The following is a 24,555-nucleotide window of genomic DNA, read 5'->3' on the forward strand; positions in this document are numbered from 1 at the left end:
AATCAATCAATGAAAATTATTTCGATTAATCAATCAGTAAAAATCCACACAAGTTGTTCTTCAATTCTCTTAATGATTTTTCCGCTCTTCATCAGAGACAGAATTCAACGCAATACTAAGCTTTCATCTTAACCCTGTAAGCTAAGATATTCTCGTGTATCGCGTCGGGATGAGTGCATTATAGGGAAAAAAAACTGGTACGCAAGCACTTTTATAAATATGCACGCTTGACCGATTCTTTTTCAGCCAAAAAAAATCTCAAAAACAAACAAATATATGATTTATATAGTTAATTTATTTTTGAAAAGTTTTAAACTTTATATCTACTATCTTTATAGACTGTTTTGGTACGTTTTGATGCATGCCATAGTTAGATGTAGGGACCTGAACAATACGGTCAACCACATCCATTCCTTTAATTACTTTTCCAAAAACTGCGTAACCCGGATTACCAGCAGAACGATTTAAAAAATTATTATCTGCAACGTTAATGAAAAACTGACTAGTTGCTGAGTCAGGATTTGCAGTACGAGCCATCGCCAACGTTCCGCGTGTGTTAGCAATTCCATTCCCAGCTTCATTTTTGATAGGTGCTCGCGTAGTCTTTTCCTGCATATTTGCAGTAAGGCCACCACCCTGCACCATGAAGCCCGGAATTACACGGTGAAATATCGTATCTTTATAAAAGCCTGACTTTATATAGTCTTTAAAATTCTTCACACTCTTTGGTGCTTTATCATCATAAAGTTGTATTTCAATATTGCCTAAATTTGTTTGCATTTCAACTAAAGTGTCAGCCCATACTGAATGACTGCTCATACCCAAACAACATAACATTAATAATTTTTTCATATCTTCCTACAATAAAACGCAAAACTTAATGAAGAATAAATTTAATCATCTATATAAAAGAATTCTAGTGAGTATTTATTATCTTTTATTTAGCACTTTATATTTTAGATTTGACTATTAGTCCACGTTCCACGTGAAACATGGACTAGGCTTTTGTTTAACTATTTTTATCCCAGAACTTTCTGAAGTTCTTACTGATCTCGATAGTATATCTTTTTGCCTTTTTAGAAATAGGTGTCAAATTTATAAAACCATGGGTTTGGTCTGGATATTCTTCATAATGCATTTTGACGCCATTTTGTCTTAGCTTATAGCTATAAATTTTCGCTTCATCATGCAATACGTCATGACCAGCCGTAATCACGAAAGCTGGTGGGTTCTTTTTCAAATTACCATAGGTTGGAGAAATAATTGGATCGTCTAATTCTATATTATGCTGAGTTGCATAATATTGAGTGACATAATTAATATCATTATCTGTTAAAACCAATCCTTCGTTATAAGCATAGAAAGAAGGATGTCGACTTTTAAAATCTACTGTAGGATAAATAAGAAGTTGTGCTTGTGGAACATAAGGTTTGTTTACTGATCGTTGAGCGACAACCGTACTGATATTTCCGCCAGCACTATCTCCTGCTACAGCAATGCGATTTTTTAATATTTTTAGTTGTCTGCGATTTTGATATACCCAAGCTAAGGCATCTTCACATGATTGAATTAAATGTTGAGGTGAAACTTCAGGTGCAAGAGGATAATCAATACTGAGAACTTGTACTTTTGCATATTTTGCCAATATACGACAAACCTCATCATGAGTATCTAAACCACCCACAACAAACCCTCCCCCGTGATAGAAAACAATAAGAGGTAATTTTTTATTCGGTGACGGATGATAGTGTCTTGCGAAAACAGTTCCACTTTGGAGCGGTAAACGAATGTCTTCTACTGAATCAATTTCCGTTGATTTCTGGCGTATAGCCAGCATTTGTGTATCAAACTGCCGTCTAGACTCAATAGGATCTGGACCAATAAAACCAATACGTCCCTGTTTAATTTGTACGGCCATCATACATTTAGTAAATGAGTCGAGATCTGGGTATTGGTAGGTATATCCAAGGATTTTGGCAAGTGACTCTTGAGCTAATCGAGGTAACTTATCAAGAGCTCGAGCAGCAGGCCCCTGGCCCTTATCTAGCAATGTTTGAATTTTTTGATTAAATGCTGTCATGCCTATCTCCATGAATTCCTCTTATCCTTCATATTTTCTACAGAATTCTGTTGTTGTTTGACTATATTCGCATACAACTCATGTAATCAAGATACAAAGGTAAAAACCAAATTACGCTAATCTGATTTAAAGCAAATGTCATTAACAAATCTGTCGTTTTAAACAGGACTTTTTTGCCAATTATTGTTAACAGATAAAAAGAGGTACTACTATGTCAGCAAAACTAGTTGTTACTTTATTAGCAACCAGTCTTTTAACTGTAGGCTGTGTAGCTTATACAGATGATCCTTATTACCGCGGTGGTTACGGTTACCATGATGATGATGATCGCTATGACCGCAATGATGGACGTCGCTATAGTGATTGGGAACGAAAACGTTGGGAAGAGCGTAAAAGAATATACGAACAACAACGTAAGGATGCTCGCGAACATGACAAAAATCGTCGTGAATGGGAAAAAAGACGCCATCAGGAGGATAAAAAACGCCACGAGTGGGATAAGAAGCGAGTAGAGGATCGTGACCATAACCGTCGAGATTATCGTCATGATGATTAAATTTATGACTACATAAAAGCCCCAAAAGATAAGTCTTTCGGGGCTTTTTTGAGAAATCCACATTCTCTTGATTATAGAATAATGAGTAGCAGCTCATTTCATATATAAATTGGCATCTTAAATATATGCACTCTATAACCTTTTAACTGTTCTTATCGCTAAGAATTACTGAGCAGTTGCAGAACCTGAAACAGAACCAGAAGCACCAGCATCAACTTGACCTGGTTGAGCTTGACCAGAAACGCCAGCATCTACACCCACACCAGCTTGTACGCCAGATGGGCTAGCGCTAGTTTGAGCTGAACCTGATGCATTTAAACCAGCTTCAGATGCACAACCAACAGCTGTAAAAGCAACACCAGCAAGTACTACAGAGATAAGACCTAATTTTTTCATAATCACTTTCCTTTCATTACGACAAACATTTAAATGCAAAGTTCATCTTCGCGCTGCCTATAATTCACAATTTTTTTTTCTGGCGTGCGTATCATTGGTTGTCTTTTGTAGTAATAGAAGTACAAATTGTGCAATTTTTTATTAAAACCTCTTCCTTAGCCGCACCTCTACCTTTTATATAGAAGCTATAACTTAAGCTTTTGTTTAATTTTATCAATTTCTAATTTTTATCTTAGCCTTTTACTCTCGTTAAAAATTTTCTCTTTATAGAAACGCTATATAAGGTGCGTAGAATGTTACAGAGACTTTTTACTTGAAAATGTCTTATTTCATAAAAAAGCCGAGGATGAACCACGGCTTTTTTAAAAAATTGATGGCGTTTCGATTTAAATTACGGCCATTGCATCTCACCTTTTACAACTTTTGCGCCTAGCTCTAGGCTATCCACACTCTTTAATGTTGGATATTGTTTCTGCATGAGCTGACTTAGCTCACTCGCATTTTTACTTACTTTAACCGCTTTCTCATAGCTTTTGAGATAGTCGATAGAAAAGTTAACCGCATCTAAACCTTGTGGAGCTCCCTCAACCATATGAGCTGGAACAACCGTTTGAGGTTGGAGTGATTTAATACTTTCTAAAGCTTGAATCACTTCATTGCGATCTTTAACTTTTGGTGTATCTGCCATCCACAAATGAATACCTGAAGATACTGGGATACCGCCTACAATAGCTTTCGAAGAAGGAATCCATAAATAAGTAAGTTCTTTCTTACCTTTGATCTCGATCGACTCATTCTCTAGTTTTAAAGTTTTAGCAGTATAAGCTTGAGGCACAATAATTTGGCTAGGCGCATTTGCACCCATTTGTGGACCCCAATACTTTACTTTAAGCACTTGAGTATCTTGGATATGTTTAACAGTTTCCGGTGTAGCGATGATTTGTACATTTGGGAAGTATTGTTTAAATACATCTAAGCCAAAGTAATAGTCCGGATCGCCATAACTTACGAAAATTGTCTTTAGTGTTTTACCGCTATCAAGAATATCAGCAGCAATACGTAATGCCTCAGATTTTGAGAATTGTGCATTCACCAACAGAACGTCTTTATCACCTTCAATTAAAGTAGAAGTCACGCCAAAATGTTCGGGTTTAGCCAGAAAACTTTGGATTTTCAAATCTTGCGCAAAAGCTGAGGAAGCTACCGTTAAAGCAGTCGCAGTTGCTAGGACTGAAGCAGTTAATTTAAAAAATTTCATTATGTATCTCCAATTTCATGAGAAATACTTTAAATTGCAATTCTTGTGAGGTAAATGCACTAAATTAAGATAAACTGTTGCATAAATTGTAACAATGATAAAGCATATGGACACATTAAAAGCCATACAAGTCTTTGTTTCTATTGCTCAACATGGCAATTTAACCAAAGCTGCCGAACATCTAAATTATTCCCGTGCAATGGTTTCTCGCTATCTTGAGCACCTTGAGCACACCTTCTCAACTCGACTATTTCAAAGAAATACCCGAAAAATATCTCTCACTCCAGCAGGTGAAAAAGCCCTACTCTACTGTGAGAATATTTTACAACAACAGCAACTTTTACAAGAGTTAGCCGCACCAGAACAACATAACGGTACGATTCGCTTCACTTGTGGTTTATTTTTATTTCAATTAGGGGTTGGGGAATGTATCCGCCAATTTAAACAGCAACATCCACATATTCAATTTGATGTATATCTTACTGAAAACACAATGGACTTAATTGATGCTCAGGTCGATTTAGCCTTACGTATAACGCAAAAAGTTGCAGATGGGTTAATTGCACGACCTGTTTGTCAAATCGAGTCCGTTTTCTGCGCTCATCCTGATTATTTAAAGCAACACAGTCCCCTCTCCCATCCAAGGCAACTTATTCAACATGAATGTTTAGCTCACCATAGCCAACATCAATTTTGGACACTTTTTGATACTGAACAGCAACCTCAAAACTATCCTTTGAACGTCACCTTTAAAAGTAATGATGTAAATGCTGTTTATGACATGTGTTTACATGCTCAAGGTGTGGCAATGTTACCGACTTTATTAGTTAAAAAAGATTTAAAAGAAAAACGATTGGTTCCTTTATTTAAAAACTATTCGGCTCCTGAATTAAGTTTGTCGGTGGTATATGCTTCAAGACAACATTTACCCAAAATAACTCAGGAATTTATTGCTTTTATGATCGAAAATTTAGATTTTTACTTAAAACCGCAAAATTAAAAGTTTTAAATTGCCGTGTACGCTTGAATTTTTAGGCAATGCCCATACTTCATCCCTATTAATGAATTACAGCATATGCATGGCAGTTCAGGTTTTACCCAGTAAATGCTGATGCCAAAAGGACTGTACATGTTTAAAAACCCATTTAAACGGAGATCATCAATGGCTAATGAGCAAAATGAGCAAGCTCAAGACATTCAACACGAGCAAGCAGAGCAATCTAATGAGCAAACTCAGGCTGAAGGTGTAGAGCAAGCAAACGACGTTACCGTTGAATCTTTACAAGCGCAAATCACCAAATTAGAAGAAAGCCTAAAACTTGAAAAAGCACGTACTGCGAATGCAGTTTACGAAGCACAAAAAAGTGTAGAGCGTATTCAACGTGAGTCTGACAAGCATAAAGAGACTGTGCTTGAAAAATTTGCAAAAGAATTACTAGATTCTGTTGATAATTTAGAGCGTGCAATTCAAGCGGCTGGTGATGAAGAAACGCCAGTACTTGAAGGTATTAAACTGACCTTGAAGTCGCTGTTAACCACACTTGAAAAATTTGGTGTTGTAGTAGCTGATACAAAAAATGGCTTCAATGCAGATTTACATCAAGCTGTAGGTATTGACCCAAATGCTAAAGCGAATGAAATCGGTAGCGTTTTACAAAAGGGCTATACATTAAATGGTCGCTTATTGCGCCCTGCTATGGTTATGGTTGGTCAATAAATAATTTTTTGAGAGTTTTTAGATTTTTTTTCGCTAAAACGCTTGAAAAAAATAGATTCACTCTCATATCGGATAACAAGCAAAAACATTGCAAAAGAATTTTTGAGGAAAACGTCACATGGCAAAAATTATTGGTATTGACTTAGGTACTACCAACTCATGCGTTGCTGTACTTGAAGGCGATAAAGTAAAAGTAATCGAAAACGCTGAAGGCGCACGTACAACTCCATCGATCATTGCTTATAAAGATGGCGAGATCTTAGTAGGTCAAAGTGCTAAGCGTCAGGCAGTAACTAACCCGAAAAATACATTATTCGCTATCAAGCGTTTAATTGGTCGTCGTTATGAAGATCAAGCGGTACAAAAAGATATCGGTCTTGTACCTTATAAAATCATCAAAGCAGACAATGGCGATGCTTGGGTTGAAGTAAACGATAAAAAATTAGCGCCTCAACAGGTTTCTGCTGAAATCTTGAAAAAGATGAAGAAAACTGCAGAAGACTATTTAGGTGAAACAGTTACTGAAGCAGTTATTACTGTTCCTGCTTACTTTAACGATGCTCAACGTCAAGCAACTAAAGATGCGGGTAAAATCGCTGGGTTAGACGTTAAACGTATCATTAACGAACCAACTGCTGCTGCACTTGCGTTCGGTATGGACAAAAAAGAAGGCGACCGTAAAGTTGCAGTTTACGACTTAGGTGGTGGTACTTTTGACGTATCAATCATTGAAATCGCAGACCTTGATGGCGACCAACAAATCGAAGTGTTATCAACAAACGGTGATACTTTCCTTGGTGGTGAAGACTTTGATAACGCGTTAATTGAATTCTTGGTTGAAGAATTTAAGAAAGAACAAAGTGTGAACTTAAAAAATGATCCACTTGCGTTACAACGTTTGAAAGAAGCTGCTGAAAAAGCAAAAATCGAGCTTTCTTCATCAAATGCAACTGAAATCAACCTTCCATACATCACTGCTGATGCAACTGGTCCTAAACATTTAGTGATCAATGTAACACGTGCGAAACTTGAAGGTTTAGTTGCTGATTTAGTTGCTCGTACAATTGAGCCTTGTAAAATCGCACTTAAAGATGCTGGTCTTTCGACTTCTGACATCTCTGACGTGATTTTGGTTGGTGGTCAGTCTCGTATGCCACTTGTACAACAAAAAGTACAAGAATTCTTTGGTAAAGAGCCACGTAAAGACGTGAACCCTGACGAAGCAGTTGCAATCGGTGCTGCGATTCAAGGTGCGGTATTGTCTGGTGACAAAACTGACGTTCTTTTATTAGACGTAACGCCATTAACTTTAGGTATTGAAACAATGGGTGGTGTATTAACACCAATCATTGAGAAAAACACGACGATTCCTGCGAAGAAATCACAAGTGTTCTCTACTGCTGCTGACAACCAGCCTGCTGTAGACATTTCAGTTTACCAAGGTGAACGTAAGATGGCTCAACAAAACAAATTGTTGGGTAACTTCCAATTAGGCGATATTCCACCTGCTCCACGTGGTGTGCCACAAATTGAAGTATCTTTCGACATCAATGCTGATGGTATCTTGAAAGTATCTGCTAAAGATAAGAGCACTGGTAAAGAGCAATCGATCCAGATTAAAGCGAACTCAGGTTTGTCTGATGCTGAAATCGAAGCAATGATTAAAGATGCTGAAGCGAATGCTGAAGAAGATCGTAAGTTTGAAGAACTTGCAAAAGCTCGTAACGAAGCTGATGCATTAATTTCAAGCTCGAACAAAGCTGTTAAAGATCTTGGTGATAAAGTTACTGAAGATGAAAAAACAGCTGTAAGCACTGCTGTTTCTGAACTTGAAGCAGCAACAAAAGAAAATGATGTAGAAGATATCAAAGCAAAAACTGAAGCTTTACAAAACATCTTGATGCCTATCACTCAACGTGCTTATGAACAAGCTCAACAAGCTGGTGGTGCTGAAGGCTTTGATCCAAATGCATTCCAAGGTGGTGATGCGGGTCAACAAAAAGCAGATGATGGCGTTGTAGATGCTGAGTTCACTGAAGTTAAAGATGACAAAAAATAATTTGTTTCTTTAATAAAAAACCGCGCTTAGGCGCGGTTTTTTATTGGTTACAAAAATTAACAATAAGATTTTTAATGTTATTGTTGAAATATTTCTGTCAGAAAGATCAATGATAAAAACTAAATAGTTAATTTTAAATAATATTTTTTTGTTAAAATACCACTGTTATTTACTACATTAATTATTTGATTATTGCCAAGTCTGAGAACATCTTTTTTAATTTCTCGATCAATATCACAAACGCCACCCAATCTATTGAGATTTTTATCATTTTGACGAATTAAATTAAGTAGCTAACAATAAGATTTATTTGTATTTTTTATTTTGCCATGAAAAAATTTCTATGGTGGGGATTAAGCTTATGCATGGGCTTACAAACAACACTTTTTGCTCAAAGCAATCTGCCAATTCATTCATCTCATCAGCCTTTAAAATACCGAATTGCTTTTATTGATCCGCGGTTTCAACTTACTAAAGAACAACTAGTTGAGGTAAGTCGGCAAGCTGCTGAAATCTGGCAAAAAGAAACTGGAAAGACCTATTTTATTTATGATTCACAGGCTCAATTGTCAATTAACTTAATCTATGATGATCATCAAATATTTAAAGATGAACAACAAAACAATTTGGATGCACTTTTGCAAAAGCAGGAAGCATGGCGTATTAAAAATGAAGAAATTATTCTAAATAAACAAGAAGTTGCTCAACTATCAAGTGATTTAAACAAGAAAAAGGCCAGTCTAAAAGCGGAGTTTGAACAATATCAACAAGATGTAACGCGCTTTAATCAAGGAGAACATCATTACTCTAGTGCCAATAATTTAAAAGAATGGCAAAAACGACTAGAGCAAAAATCAGAAAATTTAGGCAATGAATCCAACAGTCTAAATTTTAAAATTCAAGCACTTAACTTAAAGATTAAAGAGCTAAATCGAGAGCAAAGTGATTTAAGTGCCTTAAAAACACAATTCAAGTTAGAGCAAAAAACTAGTATTCAACCCTTCCATAAAGGATTATTCAGTCAAAACCAAATCCAGATTTACGGCTATGCTTCTTTAAATGATTTACGCTTGACCCTTGCTCATGAACTTGGGCATGCTTTAGGTCTAAAACATACTACCAACCCAAAATCTTTAATGTATCCCTATTTAAAAGAGCAAGATATTCATAACTTTAAATTAACAGATTCAGATTTAGATTTATTAGGTTCAATTTATAGGTCCAATTAAGTAAAAATCATTAAAGTTAAATAATTAAAAAAACTAAATAAAACTAAATAAAACTAAATATATTAAATTTTTTCTAAAAAATAATTTGGCATTTGGTAAAAAATAATGAGACTAAAGTCTCATTTATTTATCCAAATCGTACGTTTTTTGATTGATTTTTCATTTTATATTCTTATAATACGTTTTTTTTAAAATCTCCCCCTTCGATTATGCGTTTAACATCTTTGTTATTAGGCGTAGCCTTCGCTTTTTCTAATTTTCAGGCTAATGCTAATCTTGCAACTCCAGCTCATACTCAAATCCAGCAAACAACAGGTCAACATTTGACTTATAAAATTGCTGATATTGATCCACGTTTTGGTTTAAGCCAAGACCAGGTGATTCAAATTAGTCAACAAGCTGCGGACATTTGGAAACAAGGCACTGGACATGATTATTTTACTTATGATCCAAATGCAAAGTTAGAAATTCGTTTAGTTTACGATAATAGCCAAAGCCGTTCTGAACAGCGTCAAAAAATCGCAGCTCAGTTCCAACAAGAACAGCAACGTGTAATTGATGAACAGCAACAAATTAAGCAATTGAAGCAAACTTTAAGTCAAACTCAGTCTAACCTTGAAAGTAAAAAGCAGATTTTGAACGAAAAATTGAAAAATTTTGACCAGCAAATGATGCAACTTAACCAAGGAAAATTAGCACCTGAATATAGTGCCAAATCTCTGGCTAAAACTCAAAAAGATTTGCAAAAACAAACTGTTGCTTTAAAGAAAGAAATTGCTGCATATAATCAGCAAGCTAAAGACTTAAATGTCAAAGTTACTCATTTTAATCAGATTAATAATGAGTTTAATAATTCATTGAACCAATTTAAGCAAAATGCTCAAGCGGATGTCTTTAAAAAAGGTATCTACAACGGCAAACAAATTGTGATTTATGAGTTTAAGTCTATTGATGATTTACGTTTAACGATTGCTCATGAGTTAGGACATGCACTTGGTTTAAAACATAGTGATCAACCAAATGCATTGATGTACTCAGTACGTAAAGATGGTGACAACAAAATCACTGGACTTACTGATGCTGACCGTGATCTATTAAGTGCTTTACCTCAATAATTAAGAGCTTGATATAAAATGATGTATCTATTTCTAGGTAGATACATCGAAATTGGTATCAAAGTCATGTTATTGTGGTCATAAGAGCTAACGAAAATAGAATGGAGATCAAGATGAGTTATTATCATATCCTGATTGAAGTAAATGATCATATCAGCACAATTGAACAGACTCGCGATATTGAACTGTTTGATATTATTGAAATTAAACCATACCTCCATTCTATTTTAATTCCCTTTTTCAATGAGCATGAAATCGAGCTTGAGGATGAAAATATCGAATATAAAGATATTCTCCATCTTGAAGTAAAACAGACTCTGTTACCGATTGAACATTTAATTGAAGAAGAGCAAAAGCAATTACCAAGTGATACTGATGTCACGATCACTGCGTATGAAATCTTTAATGATCGTGATTTAAGCCAAGATGTTACGTCAGTTATTTTTGATATTTTGGAAGCAGTTAAATTAGAGTAATCATGTTATATAAGCACCTATAAAAAAGGTCTGCATGAGCAGACCTTTTTATTATTTTCAGTTTATTGCATCATTTTCTGAGCTTGTTCTTGACGGAATGCACGTAAAATTTGTTGCCCTGCCCGTCCCGTTGGATTTAAACCTAAACGAGTTTGTTCTTGACGAATAGCTACACGGGTTTTATCTCCAATAAGGCCGTCAACTGCACCAATATCATAGCCACGATTAATCAAAAACTGTTGGATTTCACGACGTTCTGCACGTGAAGTTCCTGGATCATCAGTTGGCCAAGATGCAACAAATGGACCAGCACCTTTTATACGATCAGATAAATGTGCAATCGCAAGTCCATAGCTTTCCGCAGCGTTATAGCTGTAGATAGCATCAAAATTCTTAAATACTAAAAATACTGGACCATTTATACCTGCAGGTGCCATTAAACCCGCTGAAGTATTGCCAGATAAAGCTCCTTGAACAAGTGGAGAACCATCAATTCGGGTTACCCCTCGTGCACTCCAGCTACTTAAAGCTTTCTTTGAACGTCGCCCTTCTCCATCAATTGACATACCTTGGGGTACTTTAACTTCAAAACCCCACGGCATTCCTGTTTGCCAACCTGCTTTATTTAAGAAATTAGCCGTTGAAGCCAGCGCATCAGCTGTACTCGACACTAAATCTCGACGGCCATCGCCATCAAAATCAACAGCTAAACGTTCATAGGTAGATGGCATAAATTGGGTGTGTCCAAATGCCCCAGCCCATGAACCTTTCAATTGATTTTCGGTTAAATCACCACGTTGTAAAATACGCATAGTGGCAAAAAACTCAGTGCGGAAATAACTTTGTCGACGACCTTCACAACTTAAAGTCCCGAGTGCTTGTAATAAAGGATATTTTCCAGAAATATCACCAAAATTACTTTCAACACCCCACACCGCTACAATTGTTTCCGGCGGCACACCGTAGGTTTGAGAAGCACGGTTTAAAACATCTCGATGTTGCGCCAGTTTTTGTTTACCAAGCTCAACGCGCTCTTCATCAACTAGACCAGAAAGATAATCCCAAATTGGTGTCGAAAATTCTGGTTGATAGTTTAATTTATCAATAACTGAATAATCTGGGGTCAAGTTTTGGGTATAACGGTCATAAGTTGTACCCGATACTCCAGCAGCAATTGCTTGAGAACGTAAATTTGCCAAACAGCTTTGGAAATTATTATTAGGCGTATAATCTTCGCTCGTCACTACTGGAACGGTAGCACTGCTAGATATTGTAGAACCATTAATTACGAGCTCTGCTTGAGCCTGAGTCATCGCCAAAAATACAGAGCCAACAATACAAGAAAAACGTCGCATATTATCCTAGTTCGATTTTTAAATTTAAATTTGTAAGTACCATACCATTATGAGTCCAAAATTTCAGAGAGAAAACGTAAATTTGAATTCATAATCTCTACTTTAAATTCATTTCCCATGTTTTAAATTCAAATTTTCTACTTTATTTTTGAATTTAAAATTCTATAGATACAAATTATTATTTTTGAATTCAGAAACGATGCTTAAGTTTAAATTCAAAAGTACTTCTTTAAATTTAAACTGCAAACCCTTCTGTATTGTGGATAACTTTATCCACAATACAACCAAAACACCTCTACCCCTTAATTCTATTCTATATCGCTTTATTATTTATTACAGATTAGAGCCAATCATCACAGAAATCCGTATTTTTAAATTTAAAAATCAGTCAAAAATTTTAAATTCAAAACCCTATACCAATAGATCTCAATTTTTGAATTTAAAAAAGTACATCCAACCCCATCATTTAAATTTAAAAATACTTTTGTGGATAACTAATTTTAAATTCAAAAGCACCCAAAACAGTTATTTGTGGTTTTAAATTCAAATTACAGTAGCTTTTTTTAAATTCAAAAGTTCAAATTAGAGTTATCCACAACTCAAAATATGCATGTTCTATTATTTTTTAAATTTAAAAGATAAAAAAGCGATCCGAAGATCGCTTTTTAGAGTATTAAATATACTTTTAGAGGGTCATATCTGCTGTTAAAGCGAGTGGTTCTGGCAAAATTTCTGCCAATTGACGGCATAAATTCGTCAATTCATTACTATCCACAGGCATTAAAGTGATATGGCCTAATTTGCGGCCAGCACGTTCAGACTTGTTATAAAGATGTAGATGAGCACCATTTAAGGCAAGTACATCTTCAGTTTTAGGATGCTGACCGATGATATTGATCATGACCGTTGGACGAACAACGTCTGTTGAACCTAATGGAAGACCTGCAACAGCTCGAATATGGTTTTCAAACTGAGAACAAACCGCGCCTTCAATTGACCAGTGGCCTGAGTTATGCACACGCGGTGCCATCTCATTTGCACACAAACCTTGTTCTGTTACAAATAGCTCTAGAGTCAGCACACCAACATAGTTAAGGTGATTCAACAAACGAGTAATGTAGTCTTGAGCAACGGGTTGCAAAGCTTCACTATTCGGTGCAGGAACAATTGAATGCGATAAAATACCATTATGATGATGGTTTTCAGCCAGAGGCCAAGTTTTTACTTCACCATTTTGGCCACGCACCGCAATAATTGAAACTTCGCGAGAGAATTTAACAAAGCTTTCGGCAACTAGACTTTTTGCAGGACCAAGCTCAGCCCAAGCAGTATCAATCTGGTCTTCTGAACGAAGTACAAACTGGCCTTTGCCGTCATATCCACCAGTTGCAGTCTTAAGCACGATCGGTAAACCAAGCTCAGCCACAGCCTTTTTCAAGCTTTCTAAGCTATCTACAGCACGATACGGCGCAACAGGAATTGTCAGCTCATCAAACAATGCTTTTTCTGACAAACGATTTTGCGCAGTTGCTAAAGCAACACGGGGAGGGTGCAATGTTTTAGTTTGTGTCAAAACATCCACATCTTCAACTGGCGTATTTTCAAACTCAAGACTGAAAACATCAGCACTTTCAATAAATTGCTTTAAACCTTGCTCATCTTGACTAGAAAAAACTTGGCCTAAAACACCTGCTGGACAATCTGTATTTGCTTCAAAAAAAGTACATTGAATATTTAATGGTAAAGCTGCTTGCGCCATCATACGGCCCAATTGCCCACCACCAAAAATACCGATAGTTTTATCCATTTCAGCCTCTTACACCTGACCCGGAATATTGTTGCTTGCAACTTTATCAGTTTGCGCAGCACGGAAATCAGCAACATTTTTTGCGATTTCTGGACGAGTTAAACCTAAGATTTGTGCAGCCATAATCGCAGCATTGGTCGCACCAGCTGGACCAATCGCTAAAGTACCCACTGCGATACCTGCTGGCATTTGTACGATTGAAAGTAATGAATCTACACCATTTAAAATGGATGATTTAACTGGTACACCCAACACAGGTAAGTCAGTTTTTGCGGCACACATACCTGGTAAGTGCGCAGCACCACCAGCGCCTGCAATAATCACTTGAATACCGCGATCACGCGCAGTTTCTGCATATTCAAATAAACGGTCTGGAGTACGATGAGCAGATACCACTTCCGCTTCAAATGGGACACCAAGCTGTTTAAGCATATTGGCAGTATGTTCAAGCGTTGCCCAATCGGACTGGGAACCCATGATAATTCCGACTAAAGGTTGGGTATCTGTTGCGACCGCGTTCATTGGCATTTCCAAAGCGTAAAAATGGTAAAACTCGACTTGTACCAAGCCAAGCATGAGAGAAAAAGATGAGGCCAATATTATAGCTGTTTTTTCACTCACCCCAAAGCCCAAGTTTATGAGGAAAAAGCATGAATCCGATGGATTTAACAACGATCTATCTGAAAACAAGATTTTGATTAATTTTTACTGGCTTCTAAATACGAAATAAACACAACCAAATAGGCATAACATCGCCCATAAGTAATCGAGTTTAAAGGGTTGCTTAAACAAGAAAATCATAAATGGCACAAACACAACTAGCGTAACCACTTCCTGAGTGATCTTCATTTCACCGAGTAACCAGCCTTGTGCGCTTAGCATACGAGTGGCAGGGATCATAAAACTATATTCAAGTAAGGCAATAATCCACCCGAATAGAATTGCTTGCCAGAGTGGGGCATGGTGCAAAAACTTAAGATGCCCATACCATGCAAGTGTCATAAAGCAGTTAGAAATAATTAATAGCGTAAAAGCTAAAACCGTTGGGCTCAAAGGCACATCCTTCATCATCACGATGATTTAAGTATTTTAACGATACAAAATATTATAAAAGATAAAACTGTAATTCAGCTTAAATCCAAAAAATAAAGCTGTAGTTTTATCCGAGCCTCAAACACATAGAACAACAACGATTTTTGACTATCTTTTCGAGTTTAGCCTTGCTATCGTTGCTGGCAAATTTATCAATAATGCACACACAACAATTCATTTTAATGTTGTGTACAAAAGCAGTGGAGAAGGCGAGCAATGCATCTGCATATCTTGGGTATTTGTGGCACTTTTATGGGCTCTTTAGCACTTTTGGCTCGTGATTTAGGACATAAGGTAACCGGTTCCGATTTAAACGTTTACCCACCGATGTCTACCCAGTTAGAAAATGCAGGCATTACACTTATGCAAGGCTATGATCGTAGTCATTTACAGCCTCATCCGGACTTGGTTATTGTCGGCAATGCCATGAAACGTGGTATTGATGCTGTGGAATATATGCTGAACGAAGGCTTGCCATATATTTCTGGTCCACAGTTCCTTGCCGATCATGTTTTACAAGGTAAACATGTACTTGGTGTAGCAGGTACTCACGGAAAAACAACAACTACAACCATGTTGGCTTGGGTACTTGATCAGGCTGGTTTAAATCCGGGCTTTTTAATTGGTGGTGTTCCACTTGGTTTTAGTGAAAGTGCTCGTTTAGGCGGTGGAAAATACTTCTGCGTTGAAGCCGATGAATATGACTCTGCTTTTTTTGATAAGCGTTCTAAGTTTGTTCATTATCATCCAAAAACGGCGATTTTAAATAACCTTGAATTTGACCATGCCGATATTTTTGATGACCTAGCAGCGATTCAAAAACAGTTCCATCATCTTGTGCGTACCATTCCAAGTGAAGGCCGCATTATTGCGCCAATTACTGAAACTCATATTGATGAAGTGCTTGAAATGGGTTGCTGGACACCAGTCATTCGTACAAGTTTAGAAGTGAATGAAAAAGCAGCTTTATCTGCCGAACTCATTTCAATTGATGGCAGCCATTTTAAAGTACTCGAAAATGGCAATGTCGTTGGCGAAGTGAAGTGGAGCATGACTGGTCAACATAGCGTAGCGAATGCTTTGGCAACGATTGCAGCCGCTCAACATGTAGGTGTTACCCTTGAACAAGCTTGTGAAGCTTTGTCTAACTTTGGCGGTGTAAAACGTCGTATGGAGTTGTTAGGCACAGTCAATGGTATTGAAGTCTATGATGACTTCGCTCACCATCCAACAGCAATTGACACAACTTTAGATGGCGCACGCAAACGCTTAGGCGAACGCCGTTTATGGGCCATTATTGAACCACGTTCAAACACCATGCGTATGGGCAGTCATAAAGATGGCTTAGCACACTCAGCACGCTTAGCAGACGAAGTCATCTGGTATCAGCCAGAAGGCTTAGATTGGGATTTACAACCAGTGATTGAAGCTGCTTCTAACCATGCTCAAGTGAGCCGTTCACTTGATGAAATTATTGAGCGTATTGTCAATGAAGCAGGTGAGGGCGATGCCGTTGTGATTATGTCTAATGGTGGCTTTGGTGGCTTACATCAAAAATTAATGAGCGCATTAAAAGCAAAAGCTGCTTAACTTCCGCTTTAGATGATTCAATAAAAAATGGGTTTCAAATTGAAACCCATTTTTTATAACAGTGACTTTTAAACCTTTTCTGGCTCTATATTGGCCATAAATTTATTGGAAACCGTTAAACGTAAACTATAGACAATGCCCATCGCAAAAACGCTATATCCCACGTTATTACAAATAAACGGAATACATAAAATAATGAACGCTGTGATTGGATAAAACCATTTCGTGATTCCAGATAAACACTGAAACTCATAAAGTATCCAAATACAGGTGGTATAAAGCACTACACTCACCGCAACGACTATTCCCATGTATAAATCAGAAATATGTGCATGATGAGTTGTAACATCAACGGCAGCAGCAAGCGCAGCACCTACCGCAGCAATACTGACAAAAACAAAATAATGACCGTATCCCCAAACAAATGGGCGTACACCTTTTACATGATGGTGTTGCTCACTACGATCAAAATAAGCCCACCACATTGCGAACATCAACATCAATCCACCGACCATCAAGAAAATGGCAGGGATATTCATTGACTGAGCGGCTAAAGCATCACGTATGGCATTAAAACTACCGACAATCGACTCACCCAACACAATAATTGTGAGTAAGGCATAACGTTCTACAATATGATGAGGATGCCACGGCGTTGGATTATATTTTTCTGCATAAATAGGAATAAATAGCTCCATCACTGCTAAAAATAAAAATAGAGGAATAGAAAGTATGTGTGCAAAATTAGCAACTAACCAACCTACCTGAACCAAGACAATGCCTACAGCATAGCGGTAAGCTGTAATACGCCTTTCGGGGTCATGTTTTGCAGCTCGGAGCCACTGAGTTACTAAGGCCATTCGCATGATCACATAACCAATAATGATTACATCAAAATCCTGACTACGAAATACATCAGGGATACCCGCTGCCATCACCAATGAACCTACAATCTGTACAAAGGTAAGGCATCGATACAATGCATCATCGTTATCGTAAGCCGAGGCAAACCATGAAAAATTCATCCATGCCCACCACAGCGCAAAAAATACCATCAGGTAGCTTGGTAGCGCATGCCAGAGGTGATTTTCAATAATTGCATGATGTAACTGCTGACCTGCTGTTGCAATCGCGACCACAAAAATCAAATCGAACAATAATTCGAGGGGAGTTGCTGCTCTATGCGGCTGTTTTGGATCTCTTGGAGATAAAGGCCTCAAACTTAATTTTTTCTGTTTTTCTTGAGTAGTCATAAAATAACGTTCTCGAATAAAGTGCCAACACGTTAACACTTTAATATTAACGGCCAGAACACGCATTAAAAATTATCTAGACCTGCTGTTTAATCTTTACTCACAAACGAGCTATATTTCATTTTTGTGACAATTCTTTATCAAGACCTTAAGCTTAATTCTTTATCATAGCTCACGTTTTTGTTCGTGTTTGGAATATGAATGTCTTTAGAAACACTCAACCTTAGCTTATTCCATGTGATTAATGGAGCTCAGGATGCGAGTCAATTTATCATTCGTCTTGCTATCTTTTTCGCTAATGATCTCCTCTATATTCTTTTATTCATCCTTACATTTTTATGGTTTTATGGCGATCAAGATTTAAAAAATAGGGTTATTAAATCTGTCTTTTTAACCTGTGTTTCGCTTTTAGTCGGTTATGTTATTTCTCTGTTTTACCATCACTCCAGACCGTTTGTAATGGGTGTGGGTACTACGTTTATTGAACATGCACCAACGGCATCTTTTCCAAGTAATCACATGCTGATTTTCAGCACTATTGCTCTGTCTTATTTGTTTGCTCAGCGCAAAATGATTGGAATTATTCTGCTATTTTTGTCATTTGTAGTGGCGTGGTCACGTATTTATTTAGGTGTGCATTTCCCTTTAGACATGTTAGGGGCTTTTATTGTCGCACTACTGGTCAATACAGCGGGTTATTACTTCTGGAATACTTACGGTACAGCTTTGACCGCATTCTGTATTCACCTTTACCAAATTATATGCAAACCACTTTTAGATCGCGGTTTGATTAAATAATCCATAGATCTTTTTGCATTAGAACTACGACATTAAGTTCAGTTGCGTAATACAAAAAAATCTGCCATTCTATGTGTACTTGGATATGTTTTATCCAAAACAGAATTTAGTTTGACAAGGGGAGTAGCCTCCTCCAAACATAACAGCAATGTTATGTGTCAGATATCGTCAATACGCTTTTATTAAAAAGTCGGTATCTGAGCATCGTGAAATTCATGATGTAGGCAAGACCTTGATCATGTTGAAACAGATGTTTAATTCATCTGGCAACTGGTCGAGGTTTTTTTATGCCCAATTGCCGGATGTATGGAGGATTTATGGAAACAATCGGCAATTTATGGCTGTATGTAGCATTCTTTGGCATAGTCATTGTCATGCTCCTGATTGACTTTTTAGGCTTTAAGCAAAAGCAAGGTCAGGATGTCTCAATTAAGCAAGCTGCTTACTGGAGTGTGGCGTGGGTAAGCGTCGCAGCCTTATTTGGTGGTGGTTTATGGCTTTACCTACAACAAACGGTTGGGGTGACCTTAGCAAACCAAAAAACCATGGAATACTTTGCAGGTTACTTACTCGAAAAGTCCCTCGCAATTGACAACGTTTTCGTTTGGTTAATGATTTTCGCAGCGTTTGCTATTCCAGCTGCACTACAACGTAAAATTTTGCTCTACGGCGTATTAGGCGCAATCGTACTGCGTACCCTCTTTATTTTTATTGGTGCATGGTTCGTTCAAGAGTTTTCTTGGGTACTTTATATCTTCGGTGCGTTCTTGGTATATACAGGCTTTAAGTTCTTAAAAGGCCAAGAAGAAGAAACCAATATTGAAGATATCAAACTCTTAAAATGGTTACGTAACCATATGCGTATTACACCACAGCTTGAAGGTGACAAATTCTTTGTACGTCAAAATGGTTTATTGTGGGCAACGCCGTTATTTCTAGTTTTGATTTTGGTTGAAGCTTCAGACGTGATTTTCGCAGTAGATTCTATTCCTGCTATTTTCGCGGTAACTAGCGATCCGTTTATTGTTTTAACGGCGAACTTAATGGCAATTTTAGGTTTACGCGCAATGTTCTTTTTACTTGCTGGCGCTGCAACTAAATTGCATTACCTGCCATACGGCTTAGGCATCATCTTATTGTTCATTGGTGCAAAAATGTTGTTGCTTGATGTATTCCACATGCCAATCTGGATCTCGTTAAGCTTTATCGTAATAGTGTTAGCAATCACTGCTTACCTTTCTTTACGACACAACAAAAAGCAATTGCAGTCTTAATTCATCACAACAAGGCATCTACACGTGAGATGCCTTGTTATCTAAATTTTCAAAATAGACTGTACTTTAAAAAAACAGATTAATATCATATGCCAACTTAAAATTTATCTTTCCTAATCAGAAACATAATAGATAACAGCTATTCGGTATTTTATGCCGAACATACTTATTAAAATGTGTGGAGTCTCATGCGTTCTAAAAAAATTAATCTTGTCGTGGTCCCTCTATTACTCACGGCATGTAGCCATAATGATGGTCCTTTAGTACAAGACGTATATAACAACCAATATGACTGTGCTCGCGACTGGAATAATGAAACATGTAAACAAGAAAATAGCTCCAGTGGACATGGTTCTAGCTATATTGGTAGTCGCTATTTAGGTCCTGCGTATTATCGAAATAATCGGGAAGTTTCTTACCACGGCAATACCTTACATCCTTACAGCAATTTGAGTGTAGGCCGACCAGTTATTTCAAGCACAGCGAAAAGCGCGTCTTCTTCATCCCCAATTCGTGGTGGTTTTGGCCGTAGCGGTTTTTCTTTCGGCGGCTAAGTCTTTAGGCATTCACTTAATATGAAAAGAAAAATATTTACTCCACGACCAGACTGGCAAGTGGAGCATCAAAATATTGGTTTTGATTATTTTAATTTACCTTCTCTTGATGGCTCAATTTACTGGTCTGAAGGAGTTGCTTATGAGTTTACCCTTAAACAGATTGAACAACTGGAAGATGCGGCAAATGAACTGCATCAGATGTGTTTATCGGTAGTAGGAGACCTCATTCAACGGGGCGACTATCCTGCTTATTTTCAAATTCCAGAAACAGCTATAAACCATATTGAACATTCATGGAAACAAAATGCCCCCATGCTGTATGGCCGCTTTGATTTCGCTTACGATGGGCGAAATATCAAAATGCTGGAATATAATGCCGACACGCCGACTGGCTTACTCGAAGCCTCTGTCGCGCAGTGGCTGTGGATAGAACAAGTCTCAGGCATTGCGAACCGAGACCAGTTCAATAGCATTCATGAAGATCTGATAAAACGCTGGAAGACAATTTTACCGCGTGGTAGCCATGTGCATTTTGCTGCTTGTCAGGAAGCGGGAAGGGAAGACTGGGGCAATCTAGAGTATTTGATGGATACTGCTTATCAAGCTCATCTACAAGTTTCCGAGCTTTCTATGGAAAACATAGGCTGGAACGGTCAAAATTTTGTTGATCTGCATAATCAGCCCATTCAAAACATATTTAAGCTCTACCCATGGGAATGGATCTGGGAAGAAGCCTTTTCTCAATATATCCATCCACAAACACAGTGGATTGAACCTTGTTGGAAAATGTTACTTTCAAATAAAGCGATTCTGGTTGAGCTTTGGAAGCGTTATCCAAACCATCCATTATTGGTCGAAACCCATACCTATGACCTGCAGCAAGCTTTGTCTGGCAAATGGGTGAAAAAGCCGATTTTGGCAAGGGAAGGGGCCAATATCCGAGTTTTACAAGACGGCCATGACCAAGGCGCGGCTTCTGGTAGCTTTTATTTTGATGACTATGACAAATACGGTTATGTCGTACAGAAATGGGTAGATACCCCATTATTTTCAGGACAACTGCCTACACTCGGTTTATGGATGGTTGGACATCAATGTGCAGGCATGTCTATTCGTGAAGATTGCTATGACATTATTGGTAATGATGCTCACTTTGCAGCACATTATTTTGTTGAGTAATAAAGGCCTAGTAATTTTAAAAAAAGCACTTTTAAAGTGCTTTTTTATTGTGCCTTCGACGCAGTCCATCAGTGCATTGTAAGTGCATTGCGAATAATGAACTTTAGTTTTAAAAGTTAAATTAGAACAAAAATTCAAAAATATAATGACTTAATCTTATGTAATTTAATACTTTTATTCTTATTTCTTTAATAAAAAACAATATTGGCAAGCTCTTTGCATCACCTAAAAAGAAAAAAGCCTAGATTTTAAGGGCTCGCGAGAGCCCTGATTTTTTTAAGAGTGATGCCATGAATGCGATTCCAACTTTAACGCCCCTTGCCATGCCGTGTAACAGCAGTTTTGATGCAAAAGATTGGGAAATTTTATCGAACCATTGGTATCCCGTCGCACGTACTCAAGATGTCTCTACTGCACCTCAACGAGTCACGCTACTAGACGTCAATATGGCGTTATATAAAACAGAAAGTGGAGAAATTCATCTGGTTCGAGACATCTGTCCACATCGTGGGGTGCCTTTAACCAAAGGTTGGGTAGATGGTGAGGAGATTGTGTGTCCTTATCATGGTTTACGCTATAACAGCGAAGGGAAATGTACCCAAATACCAGCTCAGCCCGAACTAACTAAAATTTCTGATCGTTTTTCTCTGACCAAATTTCCAGTTGTACAAAGATACGGCCTCATTTGGACCAGTATTCATGGTCGTGATATTGCTAAAGCCAATATTCCTGTATTAGATACTTGGGATGATACAGAGCATCAAGCGATTTTACCGCCTTTTGTGGATATTGGTGGTTCTAGTGGTCGTCAGCTTGAAGGGTTTATTGATGTCGCTCATTTTGCATGGGTGCATCACAACGCCTTTGCGAATCGTGATAACCCTGTCGTCCCTAAATATCACACTGAACGTACCGACTATGGTTTAAAAACGGTCTATATCAGCAATGTCAGTAATTATCCGCATGAACTAAAACATCTCGAGCCAGAAGGCTTTTTGTGGAAACGTACCTTTGATGTCTATCCACCTTTTTCAGCCGTACTCACGGTCAATTTTCCAGAAGGTGGGGTCTTAAAAATTTTGAATGCCTGTTGTCCTATCTCAAGTAATAAAACCCGTTTATTTGTTCCACTCACCCGTAACTTTGACCAAACAGGTGATTTAGAAAAGGTATATGCATTTAATGCCCAAATTTTTGCCGAAGACCAAGATATGGTCGAATCACAAAAGCCAGAAGAACTGCCGCTTGATTTAATGATGGAAGCACATTTTGAAGCAGACCGTTCATCAACGACTTATCGAAGGATTTTGGCTGAATGGGGACTAAGTAAACGTTATACCGTTTAAATCTTGGCTAACTGGGGTACAATCAATCGAAAAAAGTGAAAATATATAGGCTTTCCATGTCATTGATCGCAAATACCACCGTTGTGCGTGGTCGTTTTTTAGATATTCAACAAACTGTCTCTGAGCCAACTGATATTCCAAATCAAGTGCGTTACTTGGAAGATGGTGTATTGATTAGTGAACATGGAAAGATCAAATGGTTTGGTGCATGGGCAGATGCAGAGCAGCATCTTCCTGCTGGAGTTGAGGTTCAACATTACCCAGAACAATTGATTGTACCTGGCTTTATTGATACCCATATCCACTTTCCACAAACCGAAATGGTGGGAGCTTACGGCGAACAACTTTTAAGCTGGCTTAATACTTATACTTTCCCAACCGAAATCCAATTTCAAGACAAAGCGTATGCAAATGAAATTGCCCAGTTCTTTGTTCAAGAGCTACTGAAACATGGTACAACCACAGCACTGGTTTTCTGTACAGTTCACCCCGAGTCTGTTGATGCCTTATTTGAAGCCGCAGAACACGTTCAGATGCGTTTAATTGCTGGTAAGGTACTCATGGACCGCCATGCGCCTGAAGCGCTTTGTGATACGCCAGAAACGGCTTACAGCGACACCAAAGCACTGATTGAGAAATGGCATGGTAAAGGCCGTGCTCTGTATGCAATTACACCACGTTTTGCACCAACGTCTACACCTGAACAGTTAGAAAGAGCAGGGCAGTTAAAACAAGAATTTCCGGATGTGTATGTCCATACGCATTTAAGTGAAAACAAAGATGAAATCTCTTGGGTGAAATCTTTATTTCCTGAACAAGCAGGCTATTTAGATGTTTATCAACATTATGGCCTGACTGGTAAACGTTCTGTATTTGCGCATTGTGTTCACTTAGAGGATCAAGAATGGCAATGTATGCATGATACGCAATCGGCTATCGCATTTTGTCCAACGTCAAACTTGTTCTTAGGCAGTGGTTTATTTCCATTGAAAAAAACATGGGAAAAACAAGTGAAAGTAGGTTTAGGCACAGATATCGGTGCTGGTACATCATTTAGTTTGCTGCAAACTGTTAACGAGGCTTATAAGGTTCAGCAATTACAAGGCGATAAACTTTCAGCTTATGAAGCGCTCTATCATGCAACTTTAGGTGGAGCAAAAGCACTTGATTTGCAAGATCAGTTAGGTAACTTCAATGTCGGTAAAGAAGCAGACTTTGTAGTACTAAATCTTAAGCCAACAGCATTACAGGAACTTCGCCAGACTAAATCTAAATCTGTTGAAGATTCACTGTTTGCATTATTCACTTTAGGTGATGACCGTAATATTGAGGCGACTTATATTTATGGAAACCGTGCTTATCAAAAAGAAACTGTCCAATAAAAACCGAGCCGTTAAGTTTTTGTTATTATTTGGAAT

The 24,555-nt window shown here is 37.7% G+C and carries 22 protein-coding genes and 1 pseudogene; 14 read left to right on the forward strand and 9 right to left on the reverse strand.

Annotation, left to right across the window (positions count from 1 at the left end):
- Positions 1–294: 294 nt before the first annotated feature.
- Positions 295–852 carry a peptidylprolyl isomerase gene (locus KTI79_RS17315; RefSeq protein ID WP_199964143.1) on the reverse strand — a complete coding sequence of 186 codons (558 nt, stop codon included), beginning with the start codon at positions 850–852 and terminating at the stop codon, positions 295–297.
- A gap of 157 nt (positions 853–1,009) precedes the next feature.
- Positions 1,010–2,080: an alpha/beta hydrolase gene (locus KTI79_RS17320; protein WP_199964144.1), complete on the reverse strand. Its 1,071-nt coding sequence runs from the start codon at positions 2,078–2,080 to the stop codon at positions 1,010–1,012.
- 211 nt (positions 2,081–2,291) lie between these two features.
- On the opposite strand from KTI79_RS17320, the gene KTI79_RS17325 reads away from it, so the two are divergent.
- Entirely contained in the window at positions 2,292–2,636 is a 345-nt protein-coding gene (locus tag KTI79_RS17325) for a hypothetical protein (protein WP_086375801.1), read from the forward strand.
- 165 nt (positions 2,637–2,801) lie between these two features.
- Here KTI79_RS17325 and KTI79_RS17330 read toward each other — a convergent pair whose 3' ends face one another.
- Both KTI79_RS17330 and KTI79_RS17335 read right to left on the reverse strand, forming a co-directional pair.
- On the reverse strand, positions 2,802–3,032 hold the full coding sequence (locus tag KTI79_RS17330; protein WP_000733015.1) for a hypothetical protein: 231 nt from the start codon (positions 3,030–3,032) through the stop codon (positions 2,802–2,804).
- Positions 3,033–3,423: 391 nt separating this feature from the next.
- Positions 3,424–4,290, reverse strand: coding sequence for an MBL fold metallo-hydrolase (locus KTI79_RS17335; RefSeq protein WP_086375802.1), 867 nt, complete (start codon positions 4,288–4,290; stop codon positions 3,424–3,426).
- A 106-nt stretch (positions 4,291–4,396) separates the two neighbouring features.
- On the opposite strand from KTI79_RS17335, the gene KTI79_RS17340 reads away from it, so the two are divergent.
- The 6 genes and pseudogenes from KTI79_RS17340 (at position 4,397) to KTI79_RS17365 (ending at position 10,886) form a co-directional block, all read left to right on the forward strand.
- Positions 4,397–5,290 (forward strand): LysR family transcriptional regulator, encoded by an 894-nt coding sequence (locus KTI79_RS17340; RefSeq protein ID WP_032038284.1) that lies wholly within the window; start codon positions 4,397–4,399, stop codon positions 5,288–5,290.
- Positions 5,291–5,452: 162 nt separating this feature from the next.
- Positions 5,453–6,007: a nucleotide exchange factor GrpE gene (gene grpE / locus KTI79_RS17345; protein ID WP_086375803.1), complete on the forward strand. Its 555-nt coding sequence runs from the start codon at positions 5,453–5,455 to the stop codon at positions 6,005–6,007.
- Positions 6,008–6,125: 118 nt separating this feature from the next.
- Positions 6,126–8,066, forward strand: a complete 1,941-nt coding sequence (gene dnaK, locus KTI79_RS17350) for a molecular chaperone DnaK (RefSeq protein WP_002115449.1) — start codon at positions 6,126–6,128, stop codon at positions 8,064–8,066.
- Between the two features lie 329 nt (positions 8,067–8,395).
- Positions 8,396–9,295 (forward strand): matrixin family metalloprotease, encoded by a 900-nt coding sequence (locus KTI79_RS17355; protein WP_143225002.1) that lies wholly within the window; start codon positions 8,396–8,398, stop codon positions 9,293–9,295.
- 105 nt (positions 9,296–9,400) lie between these two features.
- Positions 9,401–10,410 (forward strand): annotated as a pseudogene (locus tag KTI79_RS17360) (M57 family metalloprotease).
- Positions 10,411–10,511: 101 nt separating this feature from the next.
- Entirely contained in the window at positions 10,512–10,886 is a 375-nt protein-coding gene (locus tag KTI79_RS17365; RefSeq protein WP_014207668.1) for a hypothetical protein, read from the forward strand.
- Positions 10,887–10,948: 62 nt separating this feature from the next.
- Here KTI79_RS17365 and KTI79_RS17370 read toward each other — a convergent pair whose 3' ends face one another.
- From KTI79_RS17370 to KTI79_RS17385, 4 genes are all read right to left on the reverse strand, one after another.
- Positions 10,949–12,241, reverse strand: a complete 1,293-nt coding sequence (locus KTI79_RS17370) for a lytic murein transglycosylase (protein ID WP_199964145.1) — start codon at positions 12,239–12,241, stop codon at positions 10,949–10,951.
- Between the two features lie 685 nt (positions 12,242–12,926).
- Positions 12,927–14,048: a 5-(carboxyamino)imidazole ribonucleotide synthase gene (locus KTI79_RS17375; protein WP_032038269.1), complete on the reverse strand. Its 1,122-nt coding sequence runs from the start codon at positions 14,046–14,048 to the stop codon at positions 12,927–12,929.
- Between the two features lie 9 nt (positions 14,049–14,057).
- A complete protein-coding gene (purE, locus tag KTI79_RS17380) occupies positions 14,058–14,570 on the reverse strand; it encodes a 5-(carboxyamino)imidazole ribonucleotide mutase (protein WP_000994663.1) in 513 nt (170 codons plus the stop codon).
- 183 nt (positions 14,571–14,753) lie between these two features.
- A complete protein-coding gene (locus KTI79_RS17385) occupies positions 14,754–15,116 on the reverse strand; it encodes a DMT family protein (RefSeq protein WP_075384089.1) in 363 nt (120 codons plus the stop codon).
- 240 nt (positions 15,117–15,356) lie between these two features.
- Here KTI79_RS17385 and mpl point away from each other — a divergent pair, with 240 nt between their 5' ends.
- The gene (mpl, locus tag KTI79_RS17390; protein ID WP_086265138.1) at positions 15,357–16,730 is read left to right on the forward strand and encodes a UDP-N-acetylmuramate:L-alanyl-gamma-D-glutamyl-meso-diaminopimelate ligase; all 1,374 of its coding nucleotides are present in this window, start codon (positions 15,357–15,359) and stop codon (positions 16,728–16,730) included.
- A 68-nt stretch (positions 16,731–16,798) separates the two neighbouring features.
- Here the strand turns inward: mpl and KTI79_RS17395 are convergent, their stop codons facing one another.
- Entirely contained in the window at positions 16,799–18,049 is a 1,251-nt protein-coding gene (locus KTI79_RS17395) for a low temperature requirement protein A (RefSeq protein WP_086375806.1), read from the reverse strand.
- A 135-nt stretch (positions 18,050–18,184) separates the two neighbouring features.
- On the opposite strand from KTI79_RS17395, the gene KTI79_RS17400 reads away from it, so the two are divergent.
- From KTI79_RS17400 to guaD, 6 genes are all read left to right on the forward strand, one after another.
- Positions 18,185–18,781 carry a phosphatase PAP2 family protein gene (locus KTI79_RS17400; RefSeq protein ID WP_033851324.1) on the forward strand — a complete coding sequence of 199 codons (597 nt, stop codon included), beginning with the start codon at positions 18,185–18,187 and terminating at the stop codon, positions 18,779–18,781.
- A 317-nt stretch (positions 18,782–19,098) separates the two neighbouring features.
- On the forward strand, positions 19,099–20,055 hold the full coding sequence (locus KTI79_RS17405) for a TerC family protein (RefSeq protein WP_000447698.1): 957 nt from the start codon (positions 19,099–19,101) through the stop codon (positions 20,053–20,055).
- A 188-nt stretch (positions 20,056–20,243) separates the two neighbouring features.
- On the forward strand, positions 20,244–20,609 hold the full coding sequence (locus KTI79_RS17410; protein WP_086375807.1) for a hypothetical protein: 366 nt from the start codon (positions 20,244–20,246) through the stop codon (positions 20,607–20,609).
- Between the two features lie 21 nt (positions 20,610–20,630).
- Positions 20,631–21,791, forward strand: coding sequence for a glutathionylspermidine synthase family protein (locus KTI79_RS17415; RefSeq protein ID WP_086375808.1), 1,161 nt, complete (start codon positions 20,631–20,633; stop codon positions 21,789–21,791).
- A gap of 290 nt (positions 21,792–22,081) precedes the next feature.
- Positions 22,082–23,137 (forward strand): aromatic ring-hydroxylating oxygenase subunit alpha, encoded by a 1,056-nt coding sequence (locus KTI79_RS17420; protein ID WP_086375809.1) that lies wholly within the window; start codon positions 22,082–22,084, stop codon positions 23,135–23,137.
- 56 nt (positions 23,138–23,193) lie between these two features.
- Complete coding sequence (gene guaD / locus KTI79_RS17425) at positions 23,194–24,519, forward strand: guanine deaminase (protein WP_086375810.1); 1,326 nt, start codon at positions 23,194–23,196, stop codon at positions 24,517–24,519.
- The last annotated feature ends 36 nt before the right edge of the window (positions 24,520–24,555 follow it).

The sequence above is a fragment of the Acinetobacter sp. WU_MDCI_Abxd143 genome (assembly GCF_025514195.1).
Taxonomy (GTDB): domain Bacteria; phylum Pseudomonadota; class Gammaproteobacteria; order Pseudomonadales; family Moraxellaceae; genus Acinetobacter; species Acinetobacter pittii_H.